Raw genomic sequence first — 20,823 nt, 5'->3', positions numbered from 1 at the left:
GACCCTGACGGCGCGGCGTCTTGCCCCGCCGTCATGCGCTGTCTGCGCCAGATACAGGCATGAGCCTGCATCTCACCACGCTCGCCCTGTCGCATTTCCGCTCGTATCAGCGGGCAGAGCTGCGCGTCGATGCGCGCCCAGTGGCGATCTGGGGGCCGAACGGTGCAGGAAAGACCAATCTGATCGAGGCGATTTCGCTGCTGTCTCCGGGGCGCGGCATGCGGCGGGCCTCGGCGCAGGACATGACGCGCCGGCCCGAGGCGCTGGGGTGGAAGGTGTCCGGCTTGCTGCAGGGGCAGGCTGGCCCGCGCGAAGTGATGATCCGCTCCGAAGCGGGCGCCGCGCGGGTGACAGAGATCGACGGCAAGCCCGCGCCGCAAGTGGCGCTGGGGCGGGTGGCGCGGGTGTTGTGGCTGATCCCCTCGATGGACCGGCTGTGGATCGAGGCCCCCGAGGGGCGGCGACGGTTTCTCGACCGGATGACGCTGTCGTTCTTCCCCGACCATGCCGAGGCCAGCCTGACCTATGAAAAGGCCATGCGCGAACGCAATCGCCTGCTCAAGGAACAGGTGCGCGACGCCCATTGGTACGCCGCGCTGGAACGGCAGATGGCGCAAAGCGGCGCCGCAATTCAGGACGCGCGTCAGGCGTCTCTTGACCGTCTGGCGCAGGCGCAACAGGGGGCCGAAACGCAGTTTCCTGCCGCCGATCTGGAGCTGATATCGACCGGGGCCGACATTCCCAGCTCGCAGCAGGATCTGCGCGAGGCGCTGGCCGAGGGGCGCTTTCGCGACATGGCGGCGGGGCGCACGCTGGTCGGGCCGCATCGCGCCGACCTCTACGGTGTGTTCGCCGCCAAGGGCGTGCCCGCGTCGGACTGTTCGACCGGCGAGCAGAAGGCGCTGCTGATCTCGCTGATCCTTGCCAATGCCCGCGCGCTGGCGGCCGAGGGTGAACCGCCGATCCTGCTGCTGGACGAGGTGGCGGCGCATCTTGATGCACAGCGGCGTGCGGCGCTGTACGACGAGATCTGCGCCCTTGGCGCGCAGGCTTGGATGACCGGAACGGGGCCGGAACTTTTCACCGAACTCGGGCCACGGGCGCAACAGCTGAAGGTTCGCGACGAGCAGGGACAATCCTTCGTTGAAAAGACGGCGGACTGACCCAAATCTGGTGTCATACGCGTGACAAACACGCGTCTTCCCCCTATAAAATGCGCAAACAAGACAAGAGGATGGCTACATGGCCGAGCCCGCAGGCGCTCCGCAGGAATATGGCGCGGATTCCATCAAGGTTCTCAAGGGCCTGGAGGCCGTACGCAAACGCCCCGGCATGTATATCGGGGATACGGACGACGGCTCTGGCCTGCATCACATGGTCTACGAAGTCGTCGACAACGGCATTGACGAGGCGCTGGCCGGGCACGCGGATTTCGTTCGCGTCAAAATCCATGCCGACAGTTCGGTTTCGGTGCGCGACAATGGTCGCGGCATCCCGGTCGACATGCATCAGGAAGAAGGCGTCTCGGCGGCCGAGGTCATCATGACCCAGCTGCACGCGGGCGGCAAATTCGACCAGAATTCCTACAAGGTGTCGGGCGGTCTGCACGGCGTCGGCGTTTCGGTGGTGAACGCGCTGTCGGTCTGGCTCGAGCTGCGCATCTGGCGCAACGGCAAGGAATATTACGCAAAGTTCAGCCATGGCGACACGGTCGAACATCTGCGCGAGGTCGGCGACGCCCCGGGCGAGAGCGGCACCGAAGTGCGCTTTCTTGCCTCGACCGAGACGTTCAGCAACCTCGAATTCAGCTTCGAGACGCTGGAAAAGCGGCTGCGCGAGCTGGCGTTCCTGAATTCCGGCGTGCGCATCATCATCGAAGACGAGCGCCCCGCCACCCCGATCCAGACCGAGCTGCACTATGATGGCGGCGTCAAGGAATTCGTCAAATACCTCGACCGTTCGAAGCAATCCGCGATGGAAGAGCCGATCTACATGACTGGCGAACGCGACGGCATCGGCGTCGAGATCGCGATGTGGTGGAACGACAGCTATCATGAAAATGTGCTGCCCTTCACCAACAACATCCCGCAGCGCGATGGCGGCACCCATATGGCGGGGTTTCGCGGCGCGCTGACCCGCTCGCTGACCAAATACGCCGCCGAGAAGGGCATCTCGAAAAAGGAAAAGGTCGCTTTTACCGGCGATGATGCGCGCGAAGGTCTGACCTGCGTGCTGTCGGTCAAGGTTCCCGATCCGAAATTCTCCAGCCAGACCAAAGACAAGCTGGTGTCCTCCGAGGTGCGCCCGGCGGTCGAGAACCTGATGAACGAAAAGATGGCCGAGTGGCTCGAAGAGCATCCCGGCGAGGCCAAGGTCATCGTCAGCAAGATCGTCGAAGCCGCCCATGCCCGCGAAGCCGCCCGCAAGGCGCGTGAACTGACGCGGCGCAAGAACCCTATGGACGTGAATTTCCTTGCCGGAAAGCTCAAGGATTGTTCCGAGAAGGATCCTTCGAAAACCGAACTGTTCATCGTCGAGGGTGACTCGGCCGGTGGCTCCGCCCAGACCGGGCGCGATCGCGGGACGCAGGCGATCTTGCCGCTCAAGGGCAAGATCCTCAACGTCGAACGCGCGCGGTTCGACCGGATGCTTGGCAGTCAGGAAATCGGCAACCTCGTGATGGCGCTTGGTACCGGGATCGGTCGCGATGAATTCAACATCGACAAGCTGCGCTATCACAAGATCATCCTGATGACCGACGCCGACGTCGACGGCGCGCATATCCGGACCCTGCTGCTGACCTTCTTCTACCGGCAGATGCCGCAGCTGATCGAGGGCGGCTATCTTTATATTGCCCAGCCGCCGCTGTTCAAAGTGGCGCGCGGCAAGTCCGAGGTCTACGTCAAGGATCAGGCGGCGCTCGACGATTACCTTGTGAATCAGGGCATTGACGGGGCGCAGCTGCGTCTTGGCACCGGCGAGGCGATCGCGTCGCAGGATCTCAAGCGTGTGATTGACGAGGCGCGGCAGCTCAAGCGCGTGCTTGATGCCTTCCCGACCCACTATCCGCGCCATATTCTGGAACAGGCGGCGATTGCCGGGGCCTTCACGCCGGGCGCGGTCGATGCCGATCTGCAAGGCGTGGCCGACAAGGTTGCGGCGCGGCTCGACATGGTGGCGCTGGAATATGAAAAGGGCTGGAATGGCCGCATCACTCAGGATCGCGGCATCCGTCTTGCGCGGATTCTGCGCGGCGTCGAAGAGGTGCGTACGCTCGATGGTTCGATGCTGCGTTCGGGCGAGGCGCGCAAAACCGGCAGCTTCACCCAAGCGCTTCAGGCGGTGTACAACACCCCCGCCAGTTTCGAGCGCAAGGACCGGCGCGAGGCGGTCTACGGCCCGCTCGGCCTGCTCAAGACCATTCTGGACGAGGGCGAAAAGGGCCTGTCGCTGCAGCGCTACAAGGGTCTGGGCGAGATGAATCCGGGGCAGCTCTGGGAAACCACGCTCGATCCGGACGCGCGCACGCTGCTTCAGGTTCGCATTGACGACATGGCCGAGGCGGACAACATCTTTACCAAGCTGATGGGGGATGTCGTCGAGCCGCGTCGTGAGTTCATCCAGCAAAACGCGCTGAGCGTTGAAAACCTCGACTTCTGATTGTTTTCAAAGAAGCCAAAATTCTTTCGCGGCGCGCAGGATCCTATGCGCCGCGAGGCTGCAAGAATCGAGATTTTTGTATATTTGATAGATGGCTAGATTAAGCTGTGCGGTTGTCCGTCATGATACCTGAAGCCATCATATCTATGCCGATGCCTTCACGCTCAACTCTTGGCGCGGAGGCGCAGCCCTTTATTTCGAACCAAGCCACCCGTGGCGCGCATTCTTCGCATTGGTAAAATGCAGCGCTGGCGGGAACTGTCCTGCCATTCGGGGCGTTGGACACACGACAACCGAATTTTCCGGAGGACTTCGAAATGGCGAATGCACAAACCACCCCGGTGACCGAGACCGCTCCCGGCAAGCAAAGCGACATTGATGCGCTCAAGGATCAGATCTCGACCTTGCGCGGAGATCTCAAGGCGCTGACCGAACTGATGGGCGATGTTGGCAAGTCGCGCGGCAACGATGCCAAGCTGAAAGCCGAAGCGAAAGTGCACGAACTGCGCGGTCGCGGCGAAGACGCGCTGCATGAAGCAGGTCGCAAGCTCAGCGAGCTTGAGGCCGACACCGCCGGTCACATCCGCACCTCGCCGTTTCAGGCTGTCGGTATCGCGGCGGCGGTCGGCTTCCTGATCGGCTACATCGGCCGGAAGTAACAGGCGCAATGATCTACGCGATACAGGCGCGCCTGAATTATACCGTCCGGCGCGTCATAGGCAGCGTTCTGGGCGGGTTTCTTATGGCCATCGGCGCAGGTTTCCTGACTGTTGCCGGTTGGATTTATCTCGTCGATGCCTATGGGGCATTGACCGCCGCTCTGGGTATTGGCGGCGGCTTCATCCTTCTTGGTCTGATCGTCATGCTGTATTTCCGCCGCAGGCGCGCCTATGTGCCACTTCCAACCGCTGGCCTTGGTGCGCTTATCGAGGCGTTTCTTGCCGGTCGGGCTGCTGGCGCGTCGATGCGCCCGCGCAGCGGCGAGGACGATTGAGGCGGAAATTTTTCCGTAACCGGAATGCATCGCCGCCGGGCGCATTCCAACCAACGCGATTGCGAGGCCGCGTCATCTGTGGCACAACCGTCTTCAGCGAATACTGAACGGAAGAGTTTAGCGGATGACCGACTTCGCAACGCGCCGCCGAGTGATGGTGGATACGCAGGTCCGACCCTCGGACGTTACCAAGTTCCCGATCATTGATGCGATGTTGCGCATCCCGCGCGAGGCGTTCGTGCCCGCGTCAGAGGCCGAGGCAGCCTATGCCGGCCGCAATCTTCACCTGTCAAAGGATCGTGTCGTGCTGGAAGCGCGCACTCTGGCCAAGATGCTGGATGCGCTGAACCTCGACGATGATGATCTGGTGCTCGATATCGGCACGGGCTTTGGTTATTCCTCCGCGGTCATCGCGCGCATCGCCGAAGCGGTGGTTGCGGTCGAGGATGACGAGAGCTTTGCCGCCGAGGCGCAGGCCCTGCTGGGCGAACATGCCGACAATGTCCTGCTGCACACCGGCCCTCTGGCCGAAGGCGCGGCGGCGCATGGCCCCTATGATGCCATTATTGTTCAAGGCGGTGTCGCCGTTCTTCCTGATACATTGCTGGCGCAGCTCAAGGATGGCGGGCGGATCGCCTGCATCTTTATGGATGGCGCGCTTGGCACGGTTCGGATCGGCTGGAAAATAGACGGAGCGATCAGCTGGCGCTTTGCGTTCAACGCTGCGGCGCCGGTGCTGAAAGGTTTTGAAAAGAAGGCGGAATTCGCGCTTTGACTCATGCGGGCCGCCGATACTGACTGATTAGTCGCGGCAACAGCGGCAAAAGGCAAGCAATACAGGGGCAAGGGATCGGACCATGGCACGCAAGATCATCGGAATCATGGCGGGGGTCTGCCTTGCGGCGCTGGTGCCCGTGCAGGCCGGCGCCGAGACGCTCGCGAGCGCCCTGTCCAGCGCCTATATCACCAGCGGATTGCTCGACCAGAATCGCGCCGTTCTGCGCGCGGCTGACGAAGATGTGGCGCAGGCCTTGGCGGCGCTGCGTCCAGTGTTAAGCTGGCAGGGCGAATTCGAGCGCAGCTATGGCGACACCAACAGCCAAAGCTCCACCACTGGCAAGTATGTCTGGAGTGACCTCGCATCGACCAGCGCCAGCCTGAACCTTGTGGCGACGCAGGTGCTTTATCAGGGCGGCGCGCTGAATCTGCGGCGGGCTGCGGCCAGGGAATCGGTGCTGGCGACACGGGCCGGGCTGATCAGCGTTGAGCAGCAGGTCCTGCTGAACGGCGTTTCCGCGTTCATGGAAGTCCGACGTGCGGAGGAAACGGTCGAACTCAGCCGCAACAACGTTCGGGTGCTGGGCGAAGAGGTGCGCGCTGCCAATGACCGGTTCGAGGTTGGCGAGGTGACACGTACCGATGTCGCCGCCGCCGAGGCACAGCTGGCCGCGGCGCGCAGCAACCTGACCGCTGCCGAGGGGCAGCTGGCCGTGAACCGCGAGGTCTACAAGTCCGTGGTCGGTCATTATCCGGAACGGTTGGAGCAGCCCAAGGGGCTGCCGCGCCTTCCCAGTTCGGTCGACACCGCCAAGACGATGGCGCTGCGCAACCATCCCGATATCGTTCAACTGCGCCACACCGTGGCGACCAGCGATCTGTCCGTGCAAATCGCCGAGGCATCCAAATCGCCCAAGTTCACGCTTCAGGGCAGCTACGGGCGGACCGAGACTTGGGAAAGTCCCGCAGCGACCTATGGCGGCTCGGTGACGCTTGGTATGTCCGGCCCGATCTACCAAGGGGGGGCAATCGCGTCGCAGGTCCGTCAGGCCATGGCGAATCGCGATGCATCGCGTGCGCAGCTCTACACTGCCGGGCGCAATGTCGAGCAAAGCGTCGGCAGCGCTTATGCGCAATTGCGCATCGCGCAGGCGTCGCAGATTTCTGCCCGTGAACAGGTGCGCGCCGCTCAGGTCGCCTTTGATGGCATCCGCGAAGAGGCGACGCTGGGCGCCCGTACCACGCTCGACGTGCTCGACGCCGAGCAGACCTTGCTCGATGCGCGGGCGTCGCTGATCTCGTCTCAGGTGGATGAAACCATCGCCGCCTATGCTGTGCTCTCGTCGATCGGGCAGCTGACATCGGATACGTTGGGGCTGGCTGTGCCGAAATATGACCCCGAAGCCTATTACAAGGCGGTCAAATCGGCTCCGATCAGCTCGAAGCAGGGCAGTGACCTTGATCGCGTCCTGCGTGCACTGGGAAAAAACTAGCTTTCTCTGCATCTGTTGTCTGATCCCCCGGCTCGGGGTACGCTGTTCGTGTGGCAAATGTGGTACTTGAATGTCAGACCCCGTGACGAATCTGGAAATCGAGGATGTCCTGTCCTCCATCCGCCGCCTCGTGTCCGAGGATGCTCGGCCACGAAGCGAGCCGCCGGCCGAGGCGCCTGAGCGGCCTGATCGTCTTGTTCTGACCCCGGCGCAGCGCGTGATCGACGTTGAAAAGGGTGGGCAAGATCCCGAAATGCCTGTCGCTGATGCCGCCACGCCTCAAGCCAGCGAAGACACCCGGGATGCCAAGTTTTTCACACCAGAGCCAGAGCTGACCACAGCTGCCGTCGACGAGCGATCGGGCTTCATTACGCGTCTGGTGTCCGACGAGGTCGAGCGGATGCTTGCAGCGCAGGAAGATTCGGTGCCCGAGTCTGGGCCGGATGTTGCGCCGGACCCCGCCGAAGATAGCCTGTCCGCCAAGATCGCAAGGCTTGAAGCGCTGATTGCGCGGGGCGCGGCCCCCGAAGCTCAAGCGGTACAGGGCGAAAACTCGGCCTCGGCAACCTTTGTGCACCGCGCCAGAGAATCGCTCGACTGGGAAGATCACGTCGCGCACGAGGACGCCGATACCTTTGTGATCGGAAGTCCGGATGCAGATAAAGCCGACCCTGCAACCGATGTCGCAGACTCGACGCAGGAGCGTGTAGAAACTGTCACGCCGCCGGCGCTGGTTCTTGGCGGGCCGCCGTGGCGGGGCTCTCAGGTTGAGGACGACGCCAAGGATCTGCCTGTCGACGCGCGCAAGGAGCCCGGCACCGCCGTCGCCACCCTCGACGAAGAGATGCTGCGCGAGATGGTCGGCAGCATCGTCCGCCAGGAGCTGCAAGGCGCGCTTGGCGAGCGCATCACCCGCAACGTCCGCAAGCTGGTCCGCCGCGAGATCCATCGCATGCTGGTCAGCCACGAACTGGACTGAGCCTGGCGCGAAAACTGAGACTGCAAAAGGAAAGGGGTGCCCCATCGGGACACCCCTTTCTTCACTTCAGACGCTGCGTCCCGATCAGGCGGCTTCAGCCTGCTCGGCAGCAGCGGCAGCATGGCGACGCTCGCTCTCTTCGCGCGACAGCGCAACAGAGGTCCGCACGCCCTTGCCGACAAATTCCATCAGGCCGGCGACAACCCGCTCGTTTGGGTCGATACCGGCACAGCTCAGAACCTCACGGCCGTCGCGTGAGCGCGCCCAGCGGGCGATCTGCTCGGGACCGTTGCCGTACTTCTTGTCATCGGCGATCGCGTCGTCGAGCGCAGCCAGTACCACGGCGGCAAAAAGCTTGCGCGCGCGGTTGCCCTGTTCGGCGTTGTAGGCTGTGCTATCCACGAAATCTTTCATGATTCGACCTTTGATTATTGCTCTTGTCTTTTGCGGCGTGTGTGGCGTTATGGACCATTCCGATTGATTCGGATACACCGCGATTGCATGTCTGCCATGCGACGGTTGCATATCTCTAATCGCTGTCGCTCAAGATCTCGTTGTCTTGCACGATGGCAACAGGCCAGATATAGGAGCTGCCAGAGACTCATCAACCTTTTGCCAAAGTTTTGCCCATGCCCAAGATCAACGGAAACGAGATCCGCCCCGGTAACGTGCTGGAGCATAACGGAGGCCTGTGGGCTGCCGTCAAGGTCGACCATGTGAAGCCCGGCAAGGGCGGGGCCTTCGCACAGGTGGAAATGAAGAACCTGCGCAACGGCTCCAAGCTGAACGAGCGGTTCCGCTCGGCGGACAAGGTCGAGCGTGTGCGTCTGGAACAGAAGGACATGCAGTTCCTCTACGAAGATGCCGGCCAGCTGATCTTCATGGATACGGAAACCTACGATCAGGTGCAGATCGATGCCGAGCTGCTGGGCGAGCGTCGCCCCTTTCTTCAGGACGGCATGACCATTCTGGTGGAATTCCACGAGTCCGAGGCGCTCAATGCCAGCCTGCCGCAAAAGGTGACCTGCAAGATCGTCGAGACCGAGCCGGTGGTCAAAGGTCAGACCGCCGCCAACAGCTTCAAGCCCGCCGTGCTCGACAATGGCGTGCGGGTTCTCGTGCCGCCCTTCGTCGGGCAGGACGAAGACATCATCGTGAACACCGAAACCATGGAGTATTCGGAACGCGCATAACCCGCGCGCCGACTGCTTTGTCCCCGTGCGATCCGGGGGCGCATATCAGATCCAAAAGGGCCTCCGGCGCATAGCCACCGGAGGCCCTTTTTCAATGATTGATCCCCTTTCCAAACACGACCTGCCGCAGGTTGCGCCGCTGCTGCGGGGGCTCAACGCGCTGCACGTGTCGCGTGTGCCGCATCGCTTTCACGGCGCATCGGATGATGCGGCGCTTGGCGGGTTTCTGGCGCAACAGCTTGATGATGGCGCGTTCGGGCTGGTGTACCGCGCCGAGGGTGTCGTGCGCGGCTACCTGCTCTGGCGTGTGCGCGACATCCCTGCCAGCGCGGTCGAGCAGGGCAGGCGGGTGGCGCTGCTCGATCACATCGCGGTTGCGCCATCGTGGCGGCGGCGCGGGATCGCACGGCGGCTGGCACGGCGGTTCGAATCCGAGGCGCGCGCCACAGGCTGCGACGGCTGGGTGGTTTCTGTGCACAGCTTCAACGCGGCGTCGTGGGCATTGATGCGCGGGCTTGGCGCGCGGGATGCGGTGCAGATCCTTGAAAAACCGCTGGTCTCAGACCCCGGCTGCACCGATCAGGCGTGAGACCAACCCTTGATAGGCGGCACCGAACAGCCGGTAATGCACCAGCGCCGGAAACAGCTGATAGATCGGGCGGCGCGCGGCGCGGCCCGGCGTTTCCGGCCCGTAGCCTGCGTGGAAATCCGGCGCGGGCGCGCCGAACAGGTCGAGCATGGCAAGGTCGACCTCGGCGTGGCCATAATAGCAGGCCGGGTCGATCAGATAGGCACCGTGGGCGCTGAACAGCGCGTTGCCTGTCCACAGATCACCATGCAGCAGCGCGGGCGGGGGCGACGCAGGCAGCCGTTCGGGCAAGGCACGGGCAACGGATTCCAGCCGCCGTGCCATCGCCGGGGGCAGGGCGCTCAGAAACGGCAGCAGGCGGCGTTCCGCCCAGAAACGCGGCCAATCCGCGGCTGGCGCGTTGTCGATGACAACCTTGCCAAAGGCGTAATCCTCGGGCCAGCCATACCCTGACCCGCGCGCCGCGTGCAGCTTTGCCAACCCGCTACCCAGTGCGCGCCAGCCAGAGGCGGACGCGGTCGTCTCCTCTAGCCATTCGAGGCATAGAAGGTCGCCTTGCAGGTGCAGCACCCTTGGCACGGGTGCACTGGTGGCGGCCATGGCGCGCAGCATGGCCGCCTCTGTCGCCACCCTTGGCCCGCGCTTGACTGCGACGGCGGTGCCATCCGACAGATCCATCCGTACCACTTCAGACAGATCACCCCCGTGCAACGCGTGCGTCGCAACCACATCCTTCCCAAAGATCCGCGACAGTCCCTGCACGGTCATGGCTCGTACCGCAGCCGCGCGTCTGCGGCGGTAAGCGTGCCGACGGCGCGATCGAACCGCAGATAGGCGATGCCGCGCCCGCCCGACTGGGTGTACAGCACGCCCGCAGGCTTTTCGCCCGACAGGATTTCGGTGCCGACCGGGGCCGTGCCATCGACGACAACCGGCGCGAGGCCTTTGCGCAGCTCGGCCTTGTGCTTCATCCGGGCGGTCACTTCTTGCCCGACATAGCAACCCTTGCGGAAATCCACCCCATGCAGGCGTTCGAAGCCGGCCTCGAGGATAAAGGTGTCCGGCGTCAGCTCGATGCCGCTTTCCGGCACCAGCGCCTCGACCCGCAGCGCATCCCAGTCGGCGGTTTCCGAGGGCCGCCCATCATAGGCGCGCCAGCCAAGACGCGGGTCACGCGGATCGGCGAAGGCCCCATCGGGGGCCGCACCGGGGCCGCGCGCAACCGCAAGGTCGGTCGGTTCGACCGTCACCTTGGCCCGCAGCTTGTACATGCTCAGCGCGCGCAGCAGGTCGGCGGCCAGCGGTTCAGCCACATCGACAAGGATGTCGTCGCCATACGGCACAAGGAAAAAATCGGCCCGGTACTTGCCTTGCGGCGTCAGCAGCGCGGCGTAAACGATGCCGTCCTTCAACCGCGTCACATCGTTTGTGACCAGCCCCTGAAGGAAATGTTCAGCCTCCGGGCCGCTGATCCGCAGAATTTTGCGTTCGCTCATGGTCGCCCCCTTCTGATTTGGGGGGCACTCTACCGCCGCGTCGCAGCGCTGGCGAGGGCAGGGCGATCAGCTTTCCGCGAATTGCAGTGCATGAAGCCGCGCATAGGCGCCTTGTTGCGCAAGTAGGTCATCATGCGTGCCTTGTTCGACGACCTTGCCCTGATCCATCACCACGATCTTGTCGGCGTGACGCACCGTCGATAGCCGATGCGCGATGACCAGAGTCGTGCGCCCCTGCGCCAGCTTGTCGAGCGCTGCCTGCACCACGGCCTCGGATTGCACATCAAGCGCGCTTGTCGCCTCGTCCAGCAGCAAGATCGGCGTGTCGCGCAGCAGTGCGCGCGCGATAGAGACACGCTGGCGCTGGCCACCTGACAACGACGAGCCGCGCGGCCCGACGCGTGCGTCAAGCCCGCCTTCGATCCGGGGTAGGAAATCGGCGACATGCGCGGCCTCCAGCACCTTGTTCATCTGCTCGTCAGACACGCCCTTGCGCCCGAGCAGGATATTGTCGCGCAGGGATTCATCGAACAGCAGCGATTCCTGGCTGACGACGGAAAACAGGCCGCGCAGATCCGCCAGCGTCATATCAGACACCGCTACGCCGCCGATCTCGATCAGCCCGCTTTCGGGGTCGACCAGCCGCGTCAACAGGTTGAACACCGTCGACTTTCCCGCGCCCGAAGCACCGACCAGCGCCGTGGTCTGCCCGGCCTCGGCGACAAAGCTCGCCCCGCGCAGCACCGGCGAGTCGCCGTAAGACAGCCGCACGTCGCGCAGTTCGATTCGCGGTGTGCCGGTCGGGGGGGGCAGCGGATGCTCCGGGTCGCGCAGCTCGGGGATCATATCGAGCAGCTCTTTCAGACGCTCGATCGAGGCCGCCGCGATCTGCCAGCTGCCGCTGACCGATCCCAGCCGTCGCAGCGGTTCGAAGGCCAGTGCAATGGCGGTGAAGAACGCCATGAAATCGCCGACAGTCTTGGTGCCGGACAGGATCTCCCCGCCACCGTAGAACAGCACACCGACAAAGCCGATGCCGGCCATCAAATCGATCATCCCCGGAATCGCCGCCTGCCCCATCGAGGCGCGGGTCTCGGTGCGGATGCGCTGATCGGTCAGGTCGCGGTATCGCTTGGCCTGATAGCTCTCGAGCCGGTTGAGCTTGACCGGGACGATGCCGTGAAACACCTCGTTCAGGCGCATCGACAGCGATGCGCCGACATCGCGTGCCTGCCGCGCGAATTTGCGCACATAGCGCTGAAGGCCAATCGACGGCAGCACCAGCAGCGGCGCGCCGACCAGCGCCACCAGCGTCCAGCGCCAGTCGATGGTCATCGCCACCCCGAACAGCGAGAACAGCGCGATCACGTCGCGCCCCGCACCGGTGATGATGATCCGCCAGACCTTGCTGATGCCTCCGACGTCGCCTTCGATGCGCTGCATGACATAGCCGGGGCCAAAGTTCTGGTGAAAGGCGCTGTCGAGCGTCATCAGGTGGCGCATCAGATCGTTGCGGATGTCACCGACCGAGCGTTCCGAAACCTGCGTCATCACCACCTTCTGCACGACGCTGGCCAGCGCCCTCAGCAGGAAAGAGCCAAAGATCATCGCGCCGACCCAGACCAGCGCCGAGCCGTCCCCGCCGATGAACACCGTATCGAACATCGGCTTCATCATGTAGCTGAGCAGCCCGAACATCGAGCCTTCGATGAACATGAACAGCATGGCGACGACCAGAAGCACCCGGTAGCGCCACAGATAGGTCCACCAAAGCCAGAGAAAGAGGTTTTTCCGTTCGCGCGGTGCAGGCGGGGTGCCGTCGCTCATTCCAGCTCTTTCGCGATATCGGCGGGCGGGCGGCGGGCGTCGAACCCGGCCTGCGCGGCCTTCTCGTCATATTCTGTGGCGACCCAGTCTTCGAAGCTGATCGGCGAGCGGGCGTTGCGGGCTGCGTACATGTCCAGAACATAACCCTGAATGCCGGTGCGTGTGAATTCCAGATGGATGTATTTCAGGCCAAGCTGCTTGCGGGCGATCTCGACCGGGGTGTTCTCGAACACCATCAGGTAGACCGCCGAGGCAAACCCGGCCCGGTCCGCCCCTGATTTGCAGTGGAACATGAACGGCCTTTGGGCCTGCCGCATGGTCGCCAGCAGATGCTGGATGCGCACCCGGCTTGGCGCAGTGCGCGCCCAGAGCTTGGCGTGCAGCAGCGTCAGGCCAAGCGCCTCGCAGCTTTCCTTTTCAAACAGGTAATGCGAATATTTCTCTTCGCCCCGCAGGGTGATGACGGTCTTGATACCCATCGCGGCGTATTTCTCGAACCGCCGGTGGGTCGGATGGTTCGACCGCCACACGCCGGGCGCGATCTGCCAGAAATTGGTCCAGACCGAGCGCAGCCATGCATGGTCGAACAGGTTGTAATGCAGCTGCGACAAGGCACGCGAACCGGGGCTCGAAATGTCCTTGCCGAAGGATCTGCGAACCCTGCGTTCGGTGGTTTCGATCTTTTCCCAGAGGGTCTTGAGCATCGTTACGGTCCCGGTCCCTTTGCGGGCGGTTTAAGGGGGCGGGCCCTGCGTGGCAAGCATGAGGGCATGCGCAACGGGCGATTGACGCGACCGTCTCGACGGATAGGTTGGCGCTGGCCCCGCAATTTCAAGGGGCAGTTCTGCGGAGTCTCCCCCTATGTCCCTAGCCTACGGCCGCCCTTACCTGGCCATTCCCGGCCCGTCCGTCATGCCCGATGCCGTGTTGCGCGCGATGCACCGCGCCTCTCCGAACATCTACGAGGGCGAGCTGATCGACATGGTGCGCGGCATCATCCCCGATCTGCGCCATGTCGCGCAGACCGACGGCAACGCCTGCATCTATATCTCCAACGGTCACGGCGCATGGGAGGCGGCGCTGTCGAACGTGGTTGCCGAGGGTGAAACGGTGCTGGTGGCCGCGACCGGGCGCTTTGGCTTTGGCTGGGCCGACATGGCCACCGGGCTTGGGATCGAGACGCAGATCATCGACTTTGGCCGGCAGACGCCGGTCGACCCGGCCCGCGTTTTCGAGGAGCTGAAGGCCGATTCCGGCCATGCCATCCGCGCGGTTCTGATGAGCCATGTCGACACCGCAAGCGCCATTCGCAACGATGTCGCCGCGGTGCGCCGCGCCATCGACGAGGCCGGGCATCCGGCGCTGTTGATGGTGGATTGCATCGCCTCGCTGGCCTGCGATGTGTTCCGCATGGATGAGTGGGGCGCGGATATCATGGTGGCGGGCTCGCAAAAGGGGCTGATGGTGCCGCCGGGCATGTCCTTCGTGTTCTTCAACGACAAGGCCGCTGCGCAGCGCGAGTCGATGAAGCGGGTCAGTCGCTATTGGGACTGGAAGCCGCGCGCCGATCCGGAATTCTTCTACCAGTATTTCGGCGGCACTGCCCCGGCGCATCATCTTTACGGGCTGCGCGTGGCGCTGGACATGATCAAGGACGAAGGGCTCGACGCGGTCTGGGCTCGCCACGCGACACTGGCGCGGGCGGTCTGGGCGGCGGTCGAGGCGTGGGGCAAGGACGGGCCGCTGGCGCTGAATATCGCTGATCCCGCGCATCGCAGTCACGCGGTTTCGGCGCTGCGAATCGGTGCCCCCTACGGCGCGCAGCTGCGCGAATGGACGGACAAGAAGGCCGGCGTGACGCTGGGCATTGGCCTTGGCATGTCGGAACCCGGCGATCCCCAGGGCACCGGCTTCTTTCGCATCGGTCATATGGGGCACGTCAACGCCCATATGGTGCTGGGCGCGCTTGGCGTGATCGAAGCGGGGATGCAGGCGCTTGGCGTGCCGCATGGTCGGGGCGGAATCGCCGCCGCCGCCGAGGTCATCGGCAAGGCCTGACGGCCAAAGGATCTGTGGGAAGGGCGTCAGCCCTTCTCGCCGTTGATACGGTTGTCGAGCAGCGTGATCAGGTGGTTGACGATCACCCCGGCAATGGCCACGGCCTCAAGCCCCCAGTTCACCCAGAACACACCAAAGATCCACAGCATGTTGATGAAGATGAAAAACAGGGCAGAGGTCGTGTATTCGGGGGTCGTCTGTCGTGTGCGCTCGTCCATGACATGAATCCTCGCTCAGAGCTGATCATGAGTCCTTCCGGTCTGCGCCGACATCCGGCGACGCAACCGATCATGCAGGATCAACCCTTGCGAAATCCTTATGGTTCCGCGCCGATCAGCCCACAGGCACGGTTTCGCGGGCCTGCGCCAGTGCCACCGGCAGTTCCGCCGCCAGAATATCCAGATCTTCGGGGGTTCCGGCACTGATCCGGATACAACGATCCTGCGGCGCCACGAAGGGCATCCGCACGAACACGCCCCGCGCCGCAAGCGCCTGCAGCACGGCTTTCGCCAATCGCCCGTCGCCGCCGCAATCCACCGCGACGAAATTGGTCGCCGAGGGCAGCACGCTCAGCGCGTTTTGTTGCGCGATCTCAGCGATCCGAAGGCGCGCCTTGGCAACCTTGTCGCGCACTTGCCCCAGCCAGTCGTCGTCGCACAGCGCCGCCAGCGCGCCAGCCTGCGCGGCTCGGTTCATCGCGAAATGATTGCGAATCTTGTCGAAAGCACGGATCAGCGGCTCGGCCCCAAAGGCATATCCGACCCGCGCCCCCGCCATGCCATAGGCCTTGGAAAAGGTCCGGAACCGGATCACCCGGGGATCGTCGATCGCGATGCGCGGCGCCGTCCCCTCGGGCGCGAATTCGATATAGGCCTCGTCCAGCGCCAGCACACAGCCCGCTGGCAACTGCGCAAGCGCAGCCTCGATCTCGGCGCCGCTGTGCCAGCTGCCCATCGGATTGTCGGGGTTGGCAAGATAGACGATCTTGGCATCGACCTCTGCTGCCCGGGCGAACAGTGCCGCCATATCTTCGGAATCGCCCGCATAGGGCACCTTGTGCAGCGCCCCGCCATAGGCGTTCACGTGAAAGTTGAACGTGGGATATGCCCCGTCCGAGGTCACCACCGCATCGCCCGGCGCCACCAGCAGCCGCACCAGATAGCCCAGTAGCCCGTCGATGCCTTCGCCAAAGACAATGTTGTCGGGGCCGCATCCCAGCCGCGCCGACAGCTCGGCCTTCAGGTCGCAATGGCTAGGGTCGGCGTATTTCCAGATTTCGCAATCCGCCGCGCGCAGCGCCGCGATGGCCTTCGGCGAGGGGCCGAACACATTTTCATTCGCGCCAAGCCGGGCACGAAACTCATGCCCCTGCGCGCGCTCAAGCTGTTCGGGGCCGACAAACGGCACCGTGGCTGGAAGGTCGGCGATGAGGCGGGGAAATCTGGGTCCGGTCATGGCGCGGGACTATGCCTGCCCGGCGCGCGCGGTCAAGAAAAATGCCATGCCGGGCGAAATTCCGGCCCCAGTCTTCATCTTGCCAGATAAACTCCGGGGGGCCCGAAGGGCGGGGGCAGCGCCCCCTCCACGCCGGAATACCCCGCGCAACGCCATGGTCTTGCGCATAGCGAAACAAGCCAATCTCCGGCATTGTACGGCGCTGTGCCTTGACCGCAGAAGGCGGGCAGGCCAGTTGTTGCCCCAACAGCCGTATCTAGGAAAGGCCGCGCCTGAATGGCCAGCACACCGCCCCCCTTTGCCCCGTTCGAATGGATGATCGCATGGCGCTACCTGCGTGCCCGCCGTGCCGAAGGCGGGGTCAGCGTGATGACCTGGATCAGTCTCGTCGGCATTACCCTTGCGGTGTTCGCGCTGATCGCGACGCTGGCGGTGCGCTCGGGCTTCCGGGCGGAATTCGTCGACACCATCCTTGGGGCCAACGCACATGTCACCGTCTACGCTCAACAGCGGCAAGACGAAGACGGTCGCATCCTGCGCACCTTTCCCGACTATACCGAGCGCGCCGAGCGGGTGGCCGAGGTGCCCGGCGTCACGCGGGTTGCCCCGCTGGTCAAGGGGCAGGTCATGGCCACCGCCAACAGCCGCAACGCCGGTGTCGAGGTGTTCGGCATCGCCGCCGATGATCTCAGGGCCATCCCGCGCATCGCCGATCCCGAAACCGGGCGCGGCACGCTGGACGATTTCGGCGTTACGCCCGAAGCGCCGCCACTTTCGATGCCCGAGATCATCGAAGGCGATGACGTGATCGAAGACGACATCGACAGCAGCGAAGAGGCAGAAACCATTCCCTTCACCGTGCCCCCAGCGACCGGTATCGCCATCGGCTCGGGCGTCGCCCGCGAACTGGGCGTCGGCATTGGCGACGAGATCAAGCTGATCTCGCCCGACGGGGTGCGCACCGCCTTTGGCGTCAGCCCGCGCGTCAAGACCTATCCGGTCAGCTATATCTTCACCGCCGGTCGCTATGACATCGACCGCACCCGCGTCTATATGCCCTTCGACGAGGCGCAGCTGTATTTCAACCGCGAAGGCGTCGCCGACGAGCTTGAGGTGATGACATCCGACCCCGAAAGGGTCGAGGATCTCGCGCTCGATATCCAGCAGGCCGCCGGGACGGGGGCGATCATATGGACATGGCAGGATGCCTCCGGCGCCTTCCTGCGGGCGCTTGAGGTCGAGGATAACGTGATGTTCGTCATCCTGTCGGTGCTGGTGCTGATCGCCACGATGAACATCGTTTCAGGGCTGATCATGCTGGTGAAGAACAAGGGCCGCGACATCGGCATTTTGCGCACCATGGGCCTGACCGAAGGCTCGGTGCTTCGGGTGTTCTTCATCTGCGGGGCCTTCACCGGCGTGATCGGCACGGTGATGGGCGTGGCGCTGGGGTGCCTGTTCGCCATCTACATAGACCCGATCTTTTCCTTCGTGAACTATGTCTCGGGGGGCGGGGTCTGGGACCCGGCGGTGCGTGGGATCTATTCGCTCCCCGCCAAGCTTCAGCTGCAGGACGTGGCAAGCGCCATGGCGCTGTCGCTCGGCCTGTCCTTCGTCGTCACGATCTTTCCCGCCCGCCGCGCGGCGCGGATGAACCCGGTAGAGGCGCTGCGCTATGAATGATCCCGTGCTGCGCCTGTCGGGCATCACCAAGACCTACAACACCGGCCAGCCCAACGAGATCGCCGTGCTGCGCGGCGCCTCGCTGGATCTGGCCCGGGGCGAGGTGGTCGGGCTTGTCGCGCCCTCGGGGGCGGGCAAATCGACGCTGCTGCATATCGCCGGGCTGCTCGACACCGCCGATGCGGGCGAGGTGTCGATCGCGGGCGAGGCGCTTGGCGGTAAATCAGATCGTCGCCGCACCATCCTGCGGCGGCAGGAGATCGGGTTCGTCTACCAGTTCCACCACCTGCTGCCGGAATTCACTGCGCTGGAGAATATCTCGCTGCCGATGCTTGCCAACGGCACCCCGAAGGATGCCGCCGAAACGCGCGCCTTGCAGCTGCTTGCCAGCGTCGGGGTCGAAAGCCGCGCTCATCACCGCCCCGCCGCCCTGTCAGGGGGCGAGCAGCAGCGCGTCGCCTTCTGCCGCGCCATGGCCAACGGGCCAAAGCTGCTGCTGGCCGACGAGCCGACGGGCAACCTCGATCCCGGCACATCCGACACGGTGTTCGGCGCGTTGATGACGCTGGTGCGCGAAACCGGCCTGTCGGCGCTGATCGCGACCCACAACCTTGAACTGGCCGCGCGCATGGATCGCCGGGTGCGGCTTGACGGCGGCGCGCTGGTCCCGCTCTAGCGCATCGCCATCCAGACTCCTGCGGCCATCAGCCCGATCCCGGCCGCCCGCGACAGCGTCAGCGGCGCCGGGATCGCGCCCATCAGGCCGAAGTGATCAATGATCGCGGCGCTGATCAGCTGGCCGATCAGCACGAAAAACACCGAGCGACCAATGCCGAAATGCGGCGCCACGAAGGTGATGCTGAGCACATAGAACGCCACGAACAGCCCGGCTAGAAACAGGTGCTTCGGCGCGCCCCACGCCCGCACGATCGGCCTTGGGTCCAATGCGAACAGCACCAGAGTCGTCGCCGACAGCGCCACGCAGAACAGGATCACCGCCGCCGCCGGGGGCGAGCCGATGTATGCGCCCAGCCGGGCATTCAGCGCGGCAAGGATCGGAATGCCGATCCCGGCGGCAAGCATGGTCAGGGCATAGGCAGGCATGTAAGGTCCTTATGATGAAGGCTTGATCCGGCTCGCCCCGCGGGCGAAACAGAAGGCCGGGATACGAGGGAGCGAAGTCATGAAATACGTGATGGTGGGCGCATGGCTCATTGCTGGGGCCGGGCTTGTGGCCTGCGTTCCCAAAGAAATGCCGCAGGCGCGTGACGGACGGGCGCTTTACATGGATTACTGTTCGGTCTGCCACGGCGAGACGGCCAAGGGCGACGGCGAGATGGCCCGCGCCATGAGCAAGCCGCCCAAGGATCTGACGCTGATCTCGCTGCGCCACGGCGATACCTTTCCGCGCGCCAAGGTGCTGTCGTATATCGACGGTTACGCCCGCTCGGACCTTGACGGCCCGCAAATGCCGGAATTCGGCGAGCTTCTCGAAGGCGATTTGATCCCGCTCGACACCGGCGACGGCAAGATGACCCCGACGCCGCGCAAGCTGGTGGCGCTGCTCGAGTATCTCGAATCGGTTCAGGTCACGCGCTGAGCTCATGGCGCGCTGACCGAGCGGCGCACCATCTGCCAGTAGATGCTGCAGATCTCGTCGATGCTTAGCCGTCCCTGCGCGCGGTACCACGTGTTGACCCCGGTCAGCATGGCGATCAGCGCGCGGGTGGCGATGGCCGGATCGGCGACGGTAAAGGTGCCAGCCGCCTCGCCGTCGCGCAGAATGCCTTCAAGCACCGCCTCGTAGCGTTTGCGCAACCCCTCGATGACGGTGAAATTCTCCGGCTCGAGGTTGCGTAGCTCCATGTAGGAAATAAAGATCGCTTCGGGCCGCTGAAGGTTGAACCGGATGTGGAAACGCACGAAACATTCGAGCCGCGCCATCGGGTCATCGCCCTGCGGTTCGCCCTTCCACGCGTCCAGCAATTCGTCCATATGGCCCTGTAGCAGCGAAAACAGCAGCGCCTGCTTGTCGGGGGTGTAATTGTACAGCGCCCCGGCCTGCACGCCGACCTCGGCCGCGATCTGGCGCATCGACACGGCGGCATAGCCGTGCTTGGCAAAAAGCCTGAGCGCCGCCTCGCGGATGCGGGGGCCGGTGAGTGCGGAATGGGAACCTTGGGTACGCGCCATGCCACATGAATGAACTGAACATTCGTTCAGATCAAGCGGCGCGCTTGCTCCGAAGCCCAGCCTGCGGCAAGAGGGGGACGGACCCGATGGAAAAACGCCCATGCGCCTGCTGCCCTTGCTGATCCCTGTCGCCCTTGCGGGCTGCACCGCCTTTCCCGACCTTGATCGGGCGCGCACGGCTGAAACGCGTTGGGCCCCTTATCCCGATCTTTTGCCACTGGAGCAGCTGACCGACGGGCCGAGCCCAATGGTTGATGCGCAGATGCGCGTCGGGCTCGACAGCCGCGCCGAGGCGCTGCGTGCCCGCGCCGCCGGGCTTTCGGGCCCGGTTGTGCCCGCTCCGGTGCGCTCGCGCATGGCGCAAGGGGTGACCTGGCCTTACCCTGAATAGCCCTTGCAGCGTTGCACCTTCCCGCTTGGGCGGCT

At 64.1% G+C, this 20,823-nt stretch carries 23 protein-coding genes; 14 read left to right on the top strand and 9 right to left on the bottom strand.

Annotated features, from left to right (window positions below; genetic code table 11):
• Window positions 1–59 precede the first annotated feature (59 nt).
• The 7 genes from recF to Q4543_RS12020 all read left to right on the top strand — a co-directional run bounded on the left by recF (window position 60) and on the right by Q4543_RS12020 (window position 7,903).
• Window positions 60–1,163 carry a DNA replication/repair protein RecF gene (recF, locus tag Q4543_RS12050; protein WP_303438592.1) on the top strand — a complete coding sequence of 368 codons (1,104 nt, stop codon included), beginning with the start codon at window positions 60–62 and terminating at the stop codon, window positions 1,161–1,163.
• Between the two features lie 79 nt (window positions 1,164–1,242).
• Window positions 1,243–3,660 (top strand): DNA topoisomerase (ATP-hydrolyzing) subunit B, encoded by a 2,418-nt coding sequence (gene gyrB, locus Q4543_RS12045; RefSeq protein WP_303438590.1) that lies wholly within the window; start codon window positions 1,243–1,245, stop codon window positions 3,658–3,660.
• Between the two features lie 317 nt (window positions 3,661–3,977).
• Window positions 3,978–4,319, top strand: coding sequence for a YqjD family protein (locus tag Q4543_RS12040; protein ID WP_303438588.1), 342 nt, complete (start codon window positions 3,978–3,980; stop codon window positions 4,317–4,319).
• Window positions 4,320–4,327: 8 nt separating this feature from the next.
• Complete coding sequence (locus Q4543_RS12035) at window positions 4,328–4,654, top strand: hypothetical protein (protein WP_303438587.1); 327 nt, start codon at window positions 4,328–4,330, stop codon at window positions 4,652–4,654.
• Window positions 4,655–4,778: 124 nt separating this feature from the next.
• On the top strand, window positions 4,779–5,429 hold the full coding sequence (locus Q4543_RS12030; protein WP_216002116.1) for a protein-L-isoaspartate O-methyltransferase: 651 nt from the start codon (window positions 4,779–4,781) through the stop codon (window positions 5,427–5,429).
• A gap of 82 nt (window positions 5,430–5,511) precedes the next feature.
• Window positions 5,512–6,924 carry a TolC family outer membrane protein gene (locus tag Q4543_RS12025; protein ID WP_303438585.1) on the top strand — a complete coding sequence of 471 codons (1,413 nt, stop codon included), beginning with the start codon at window positions 5,512–5,514 and terminating at the stop codon, window positions 6,922–6,924.
• A 70-nt stretch (window positions 6,925–6,994) separates the two neighbouring features.
• Window positions 6,995–7,903, top strand: a complete 909-nt coding sequence (locus tag Q4543_RS12020; protein WP_303438583.1) for a hypothetical protein — start codon at window positions 6,995–6,997, stop codon at window positions 7,901–7,903.
• 84 nt (window positions 7,904–7,987) lie between these two features.
• Here the strand turns inward: Q4543_RS12020 and Q4543_RS12015 are convergent, their stop codons facing one another.
• Complete coding sequence (locus Q4543_RS12015) at window positions 7,988–8,317, bottom strand: DUF6280 family protein (protein ID WP_216002119.1); 330 nt, start codon at window positions 8,315–8,317, stop codon at window positions 7,988–7,990.
• Window positions 8,318–8,532: 215 nt separating this feature from the next.
• On the opposite strand from Q4543_RS12015, the gene efp reads away from it, so the two are divergent.
• Both efp and Q4543_RS12005 read left to right on the top strand, forming a co-directional pair.
• The gene (gene efp / locus Q4543_RS12010; protein ID WP_216002120.1) at window positions 8,533–9,096 is read left to right on the top strand and encodes an elongation factor P; all 564 of its coding nucleotides are present in this window, start codon (window positions 8,533–8,535) and stop codon (window positions 9,094–9,096) included.
• Window positions 9,097–9,190: 94 nt separating this feature from the next.
• Window positions 9,191–9,685 (top strand): GNAT family N-acetyltransferase, encoded by a 495-nt coding sequence (locus tag Q4543_RS12005; RefSeq protein WP_303438580.1) that lies wholly within the window; start codon window positions 9,191–9,193, stop codon window positions 9,683–9,685.
• Here the strand turns inward: Q4543_RS12005 and Q4543_RS12000 are convergent.
• The 4 genes from Q4543_RS12000 to Q4543_RS11985 all read right to left on the bottom strand — a co-directional run bounded on the left by Q4543_RS12000 (window position 9,656) and on the right by Q4543_RS11985 (window position 13,712).
• A complete protein-coding gene (locus Q4543_RS12000; RefSeq protein ID WP_303438579.1) occupies window positions 9,656–10,453 on the bottom strand; it encodes a fructosamine kinase family protein in 798 nt (265 codons plus the stop codon). The genes Q4543_RS12005 and Q4543_RS12000 overlap by 30 nt on opposite strands.
• Window positions 10,450–11,181, bottom strand: a complete 732-nt coding sequence (locus tag Q4543_RS11995; protein ID WP_303438577.1) for a folate-binding protein YgfZ — start codon at window positions 11,179–11,181, stop codon at window positions 10,450–10,452. Before Q4543_RS11995 ends, Q4543_RS12000 begins: the two co-directional genes overlap by 4 nt.
• A 66-nt stretch (window positions 11,182–11,247) precedes the next feature.
• Window positions 11,248–13,008: an ABC transporter ATP-binding protein gene (locus Q4543_RS11990; protein WP_303438575.1), complete on the bottom strand. Its 1,761-nt coding sequence runs from the start codon at window positions 13,006–13,008 to the stop codon at window positions 11,248–11,250.
• Window positions 13,005–13,712 (bottom strand): tyrosine-protein phosphatase, encoded by a 708-nt coding sequence (locus tag Q4543_RS11985; RefSeq protein ID WP_216002125.1) that lies wholly within the window; start codon window positions 13,710–13,712, stop codon window positions 13,005–13,007. The genes Q4543_RS11990 and Q4543_RS11985 overlap by 4 nt, the downstream gene beginning before the upstream one ends.
• Before the next feature lie 157 nt (window positions 13,713–13,869).
• Between Q4543_RS11985 and Q4543_RS11980 the strand changes: the two genes are divergently transcribed.
• Complete coding sequence (locus tag Q4543_RS11980) at window positions 13,870–15,066, top strand: alanine--glyoxylate aminotransferase family protein (RefSeq protein WP_303438573.1); 1,197 nt, start codon at window positions 13,870–13,872, stop codon at window positions 15,064–15,066.
• 26 nt (window positions 15,067–15,092) lie between these two features.
• Here Q4543_RS11980 and Q4543_RS11975 read toward each other — a convergent pair whose 3' ends face one another.
• Together Q4543_RS11975 and Q4543_RS11970 are read right to left on the bottom strand one after the other, a co-directional pair.
• The gene (locus Q4543_RS11975) at window positions 15,093–15,284 is read right to left on the bottom strand and encodes a histidinol phosphate aminotransferase (protein ID WP_303438572.1); all 192 of its coding nucleotides are present in this window, start codon (window positions 15,282–15,284) and stop codon (window positions 15,093–15,095) included.
• Window positions 15,285–15,399: 115 nt separating this feature from the next.
• A complete protein-coding gene (locus tag Q4543_RS11970; protein WP_303438571.1) occupies window positions 15,400–16,521 on the bottom strand; it encodes a pyridoxal phosphate-dependent aminotransferase in 1,122 nt (373 codons plus the stop codon).
• Between the two features lie 276 nt (window positions 16,522–16,797).
• Between Q4543_RS11970 and Q4543_RS11965 the strand changes: the two genes are divergently transcribed.
• Both Q4543_RS11965 and Q4543_RS11960 read left to right on the top strand, forming a co-directional pair.
• Window positions 16,798–18,204: an ABC transporter permease gene (locus tag Q4543_RS11965; protein WP_303438569.1), complete on the top strand. Its 1,407-nt coding sequence runs from the start codon at window positions 16,798–16,800 to the stop codon at window positions 18,202–18,204.
• The gene (locus tag Q4543_RS11960) at window positions 18,197–18,880 is read left to right on the top strand and encodes an ABC transporter ATP-binding protein (RefSeq protein WP_303438567.1); all 684 of its coding nucleotides are present in this window, start codon (window positions 18,197–18,199) and stop codon (window positions 18,878–18,880) included. Before Q4543_RS11965 ends, Q4543_RS11960 begins: the two co-directional genes overlap by 8 nt.
• Here Q4543_RS11960 and Q4543_RS11955 read toward each other — a convergent pair.
• Window positions 18,877–19,308 carry a DMT family transporter gene (locus Q4543_RS11955; RefSeq protein ID WP_303438565.1) on the bottom strand — a complete coding sequence of 144 codons (432 nt, stop codon included), beginning with the start codon at window positions 19,306–19,308 and terminating at the stop codon, window positions 18,877–18,879. The two genes, Q4543_RS11960 and Q4543_RS11955, sit on opposite strands and share 4 nt — an antisense overlap.
• A gap of 79 nt (window positions 19,309–19,387) precedes the next feature.
• On the opposite strand from Q4543_RS11955, the gene Q4543_RS11950 reads away from it, so the two are divergent.
• Window positions 19,388–19,804, top strand: a complete 417-nt coding sequence (locus tag Q4543_RS11950) for a cytochrome c (protein WP_303438563.1) — start codon at window positions 19,388–19,390, stop codon at window positions 19,802–19,804.
• 2 nt (window positions 19,805–19,806) lie between these two features.
• On the opposite strand, the gene Q4543_RS11945 is transcribed toward Q4543_RS11950, so the two are convergent.
• Window positions 19,807–20,397 (bottom strand): TetR/AcrR family transcriptional regulator, encoded by a 591-nt coding sequence (locus tag Q4543_RS11945; protein WP_303438561.1) that lies wholly within the window; start codon window positions 20,395–20,397, stop codon window positions 19,807–19,809.
• Window positions 20,398–20,497: 100 nt separating this feature from the next.
• Here Q4543_RS11945 and Q4543_RS11940 point away from each other — a divergent pair, with 100 nt between their 5' ends.
• Window positions 20,498–20,788: a hypothetical protein gene (locus tag Q4543_RS11940; protein WP_303438559.1), complete on the top strand. Its 291-nt coding sequence runs from the start codon at window positions 20,498–20,500 to the stop codon at window positions 20,786–20,788.
• Window positions 20,789–20,823 lie beyond the last annotated feature (35 nt).

This window comes from Salipiger sp. 1_MG-2023, assembly GCF_030547555.1.
In the GTDB taxonomy this organism is placed as follows: Bacteria; Pseudomonadota; Alphaproteobacteria; order Rhodobacterales; family Rhodobacteraceae; genus Salipiger.
Note: the sequence above shows the minus strand (reverse complement) of the source record. Positions and strands in the feature narration are given on the sequence as shown.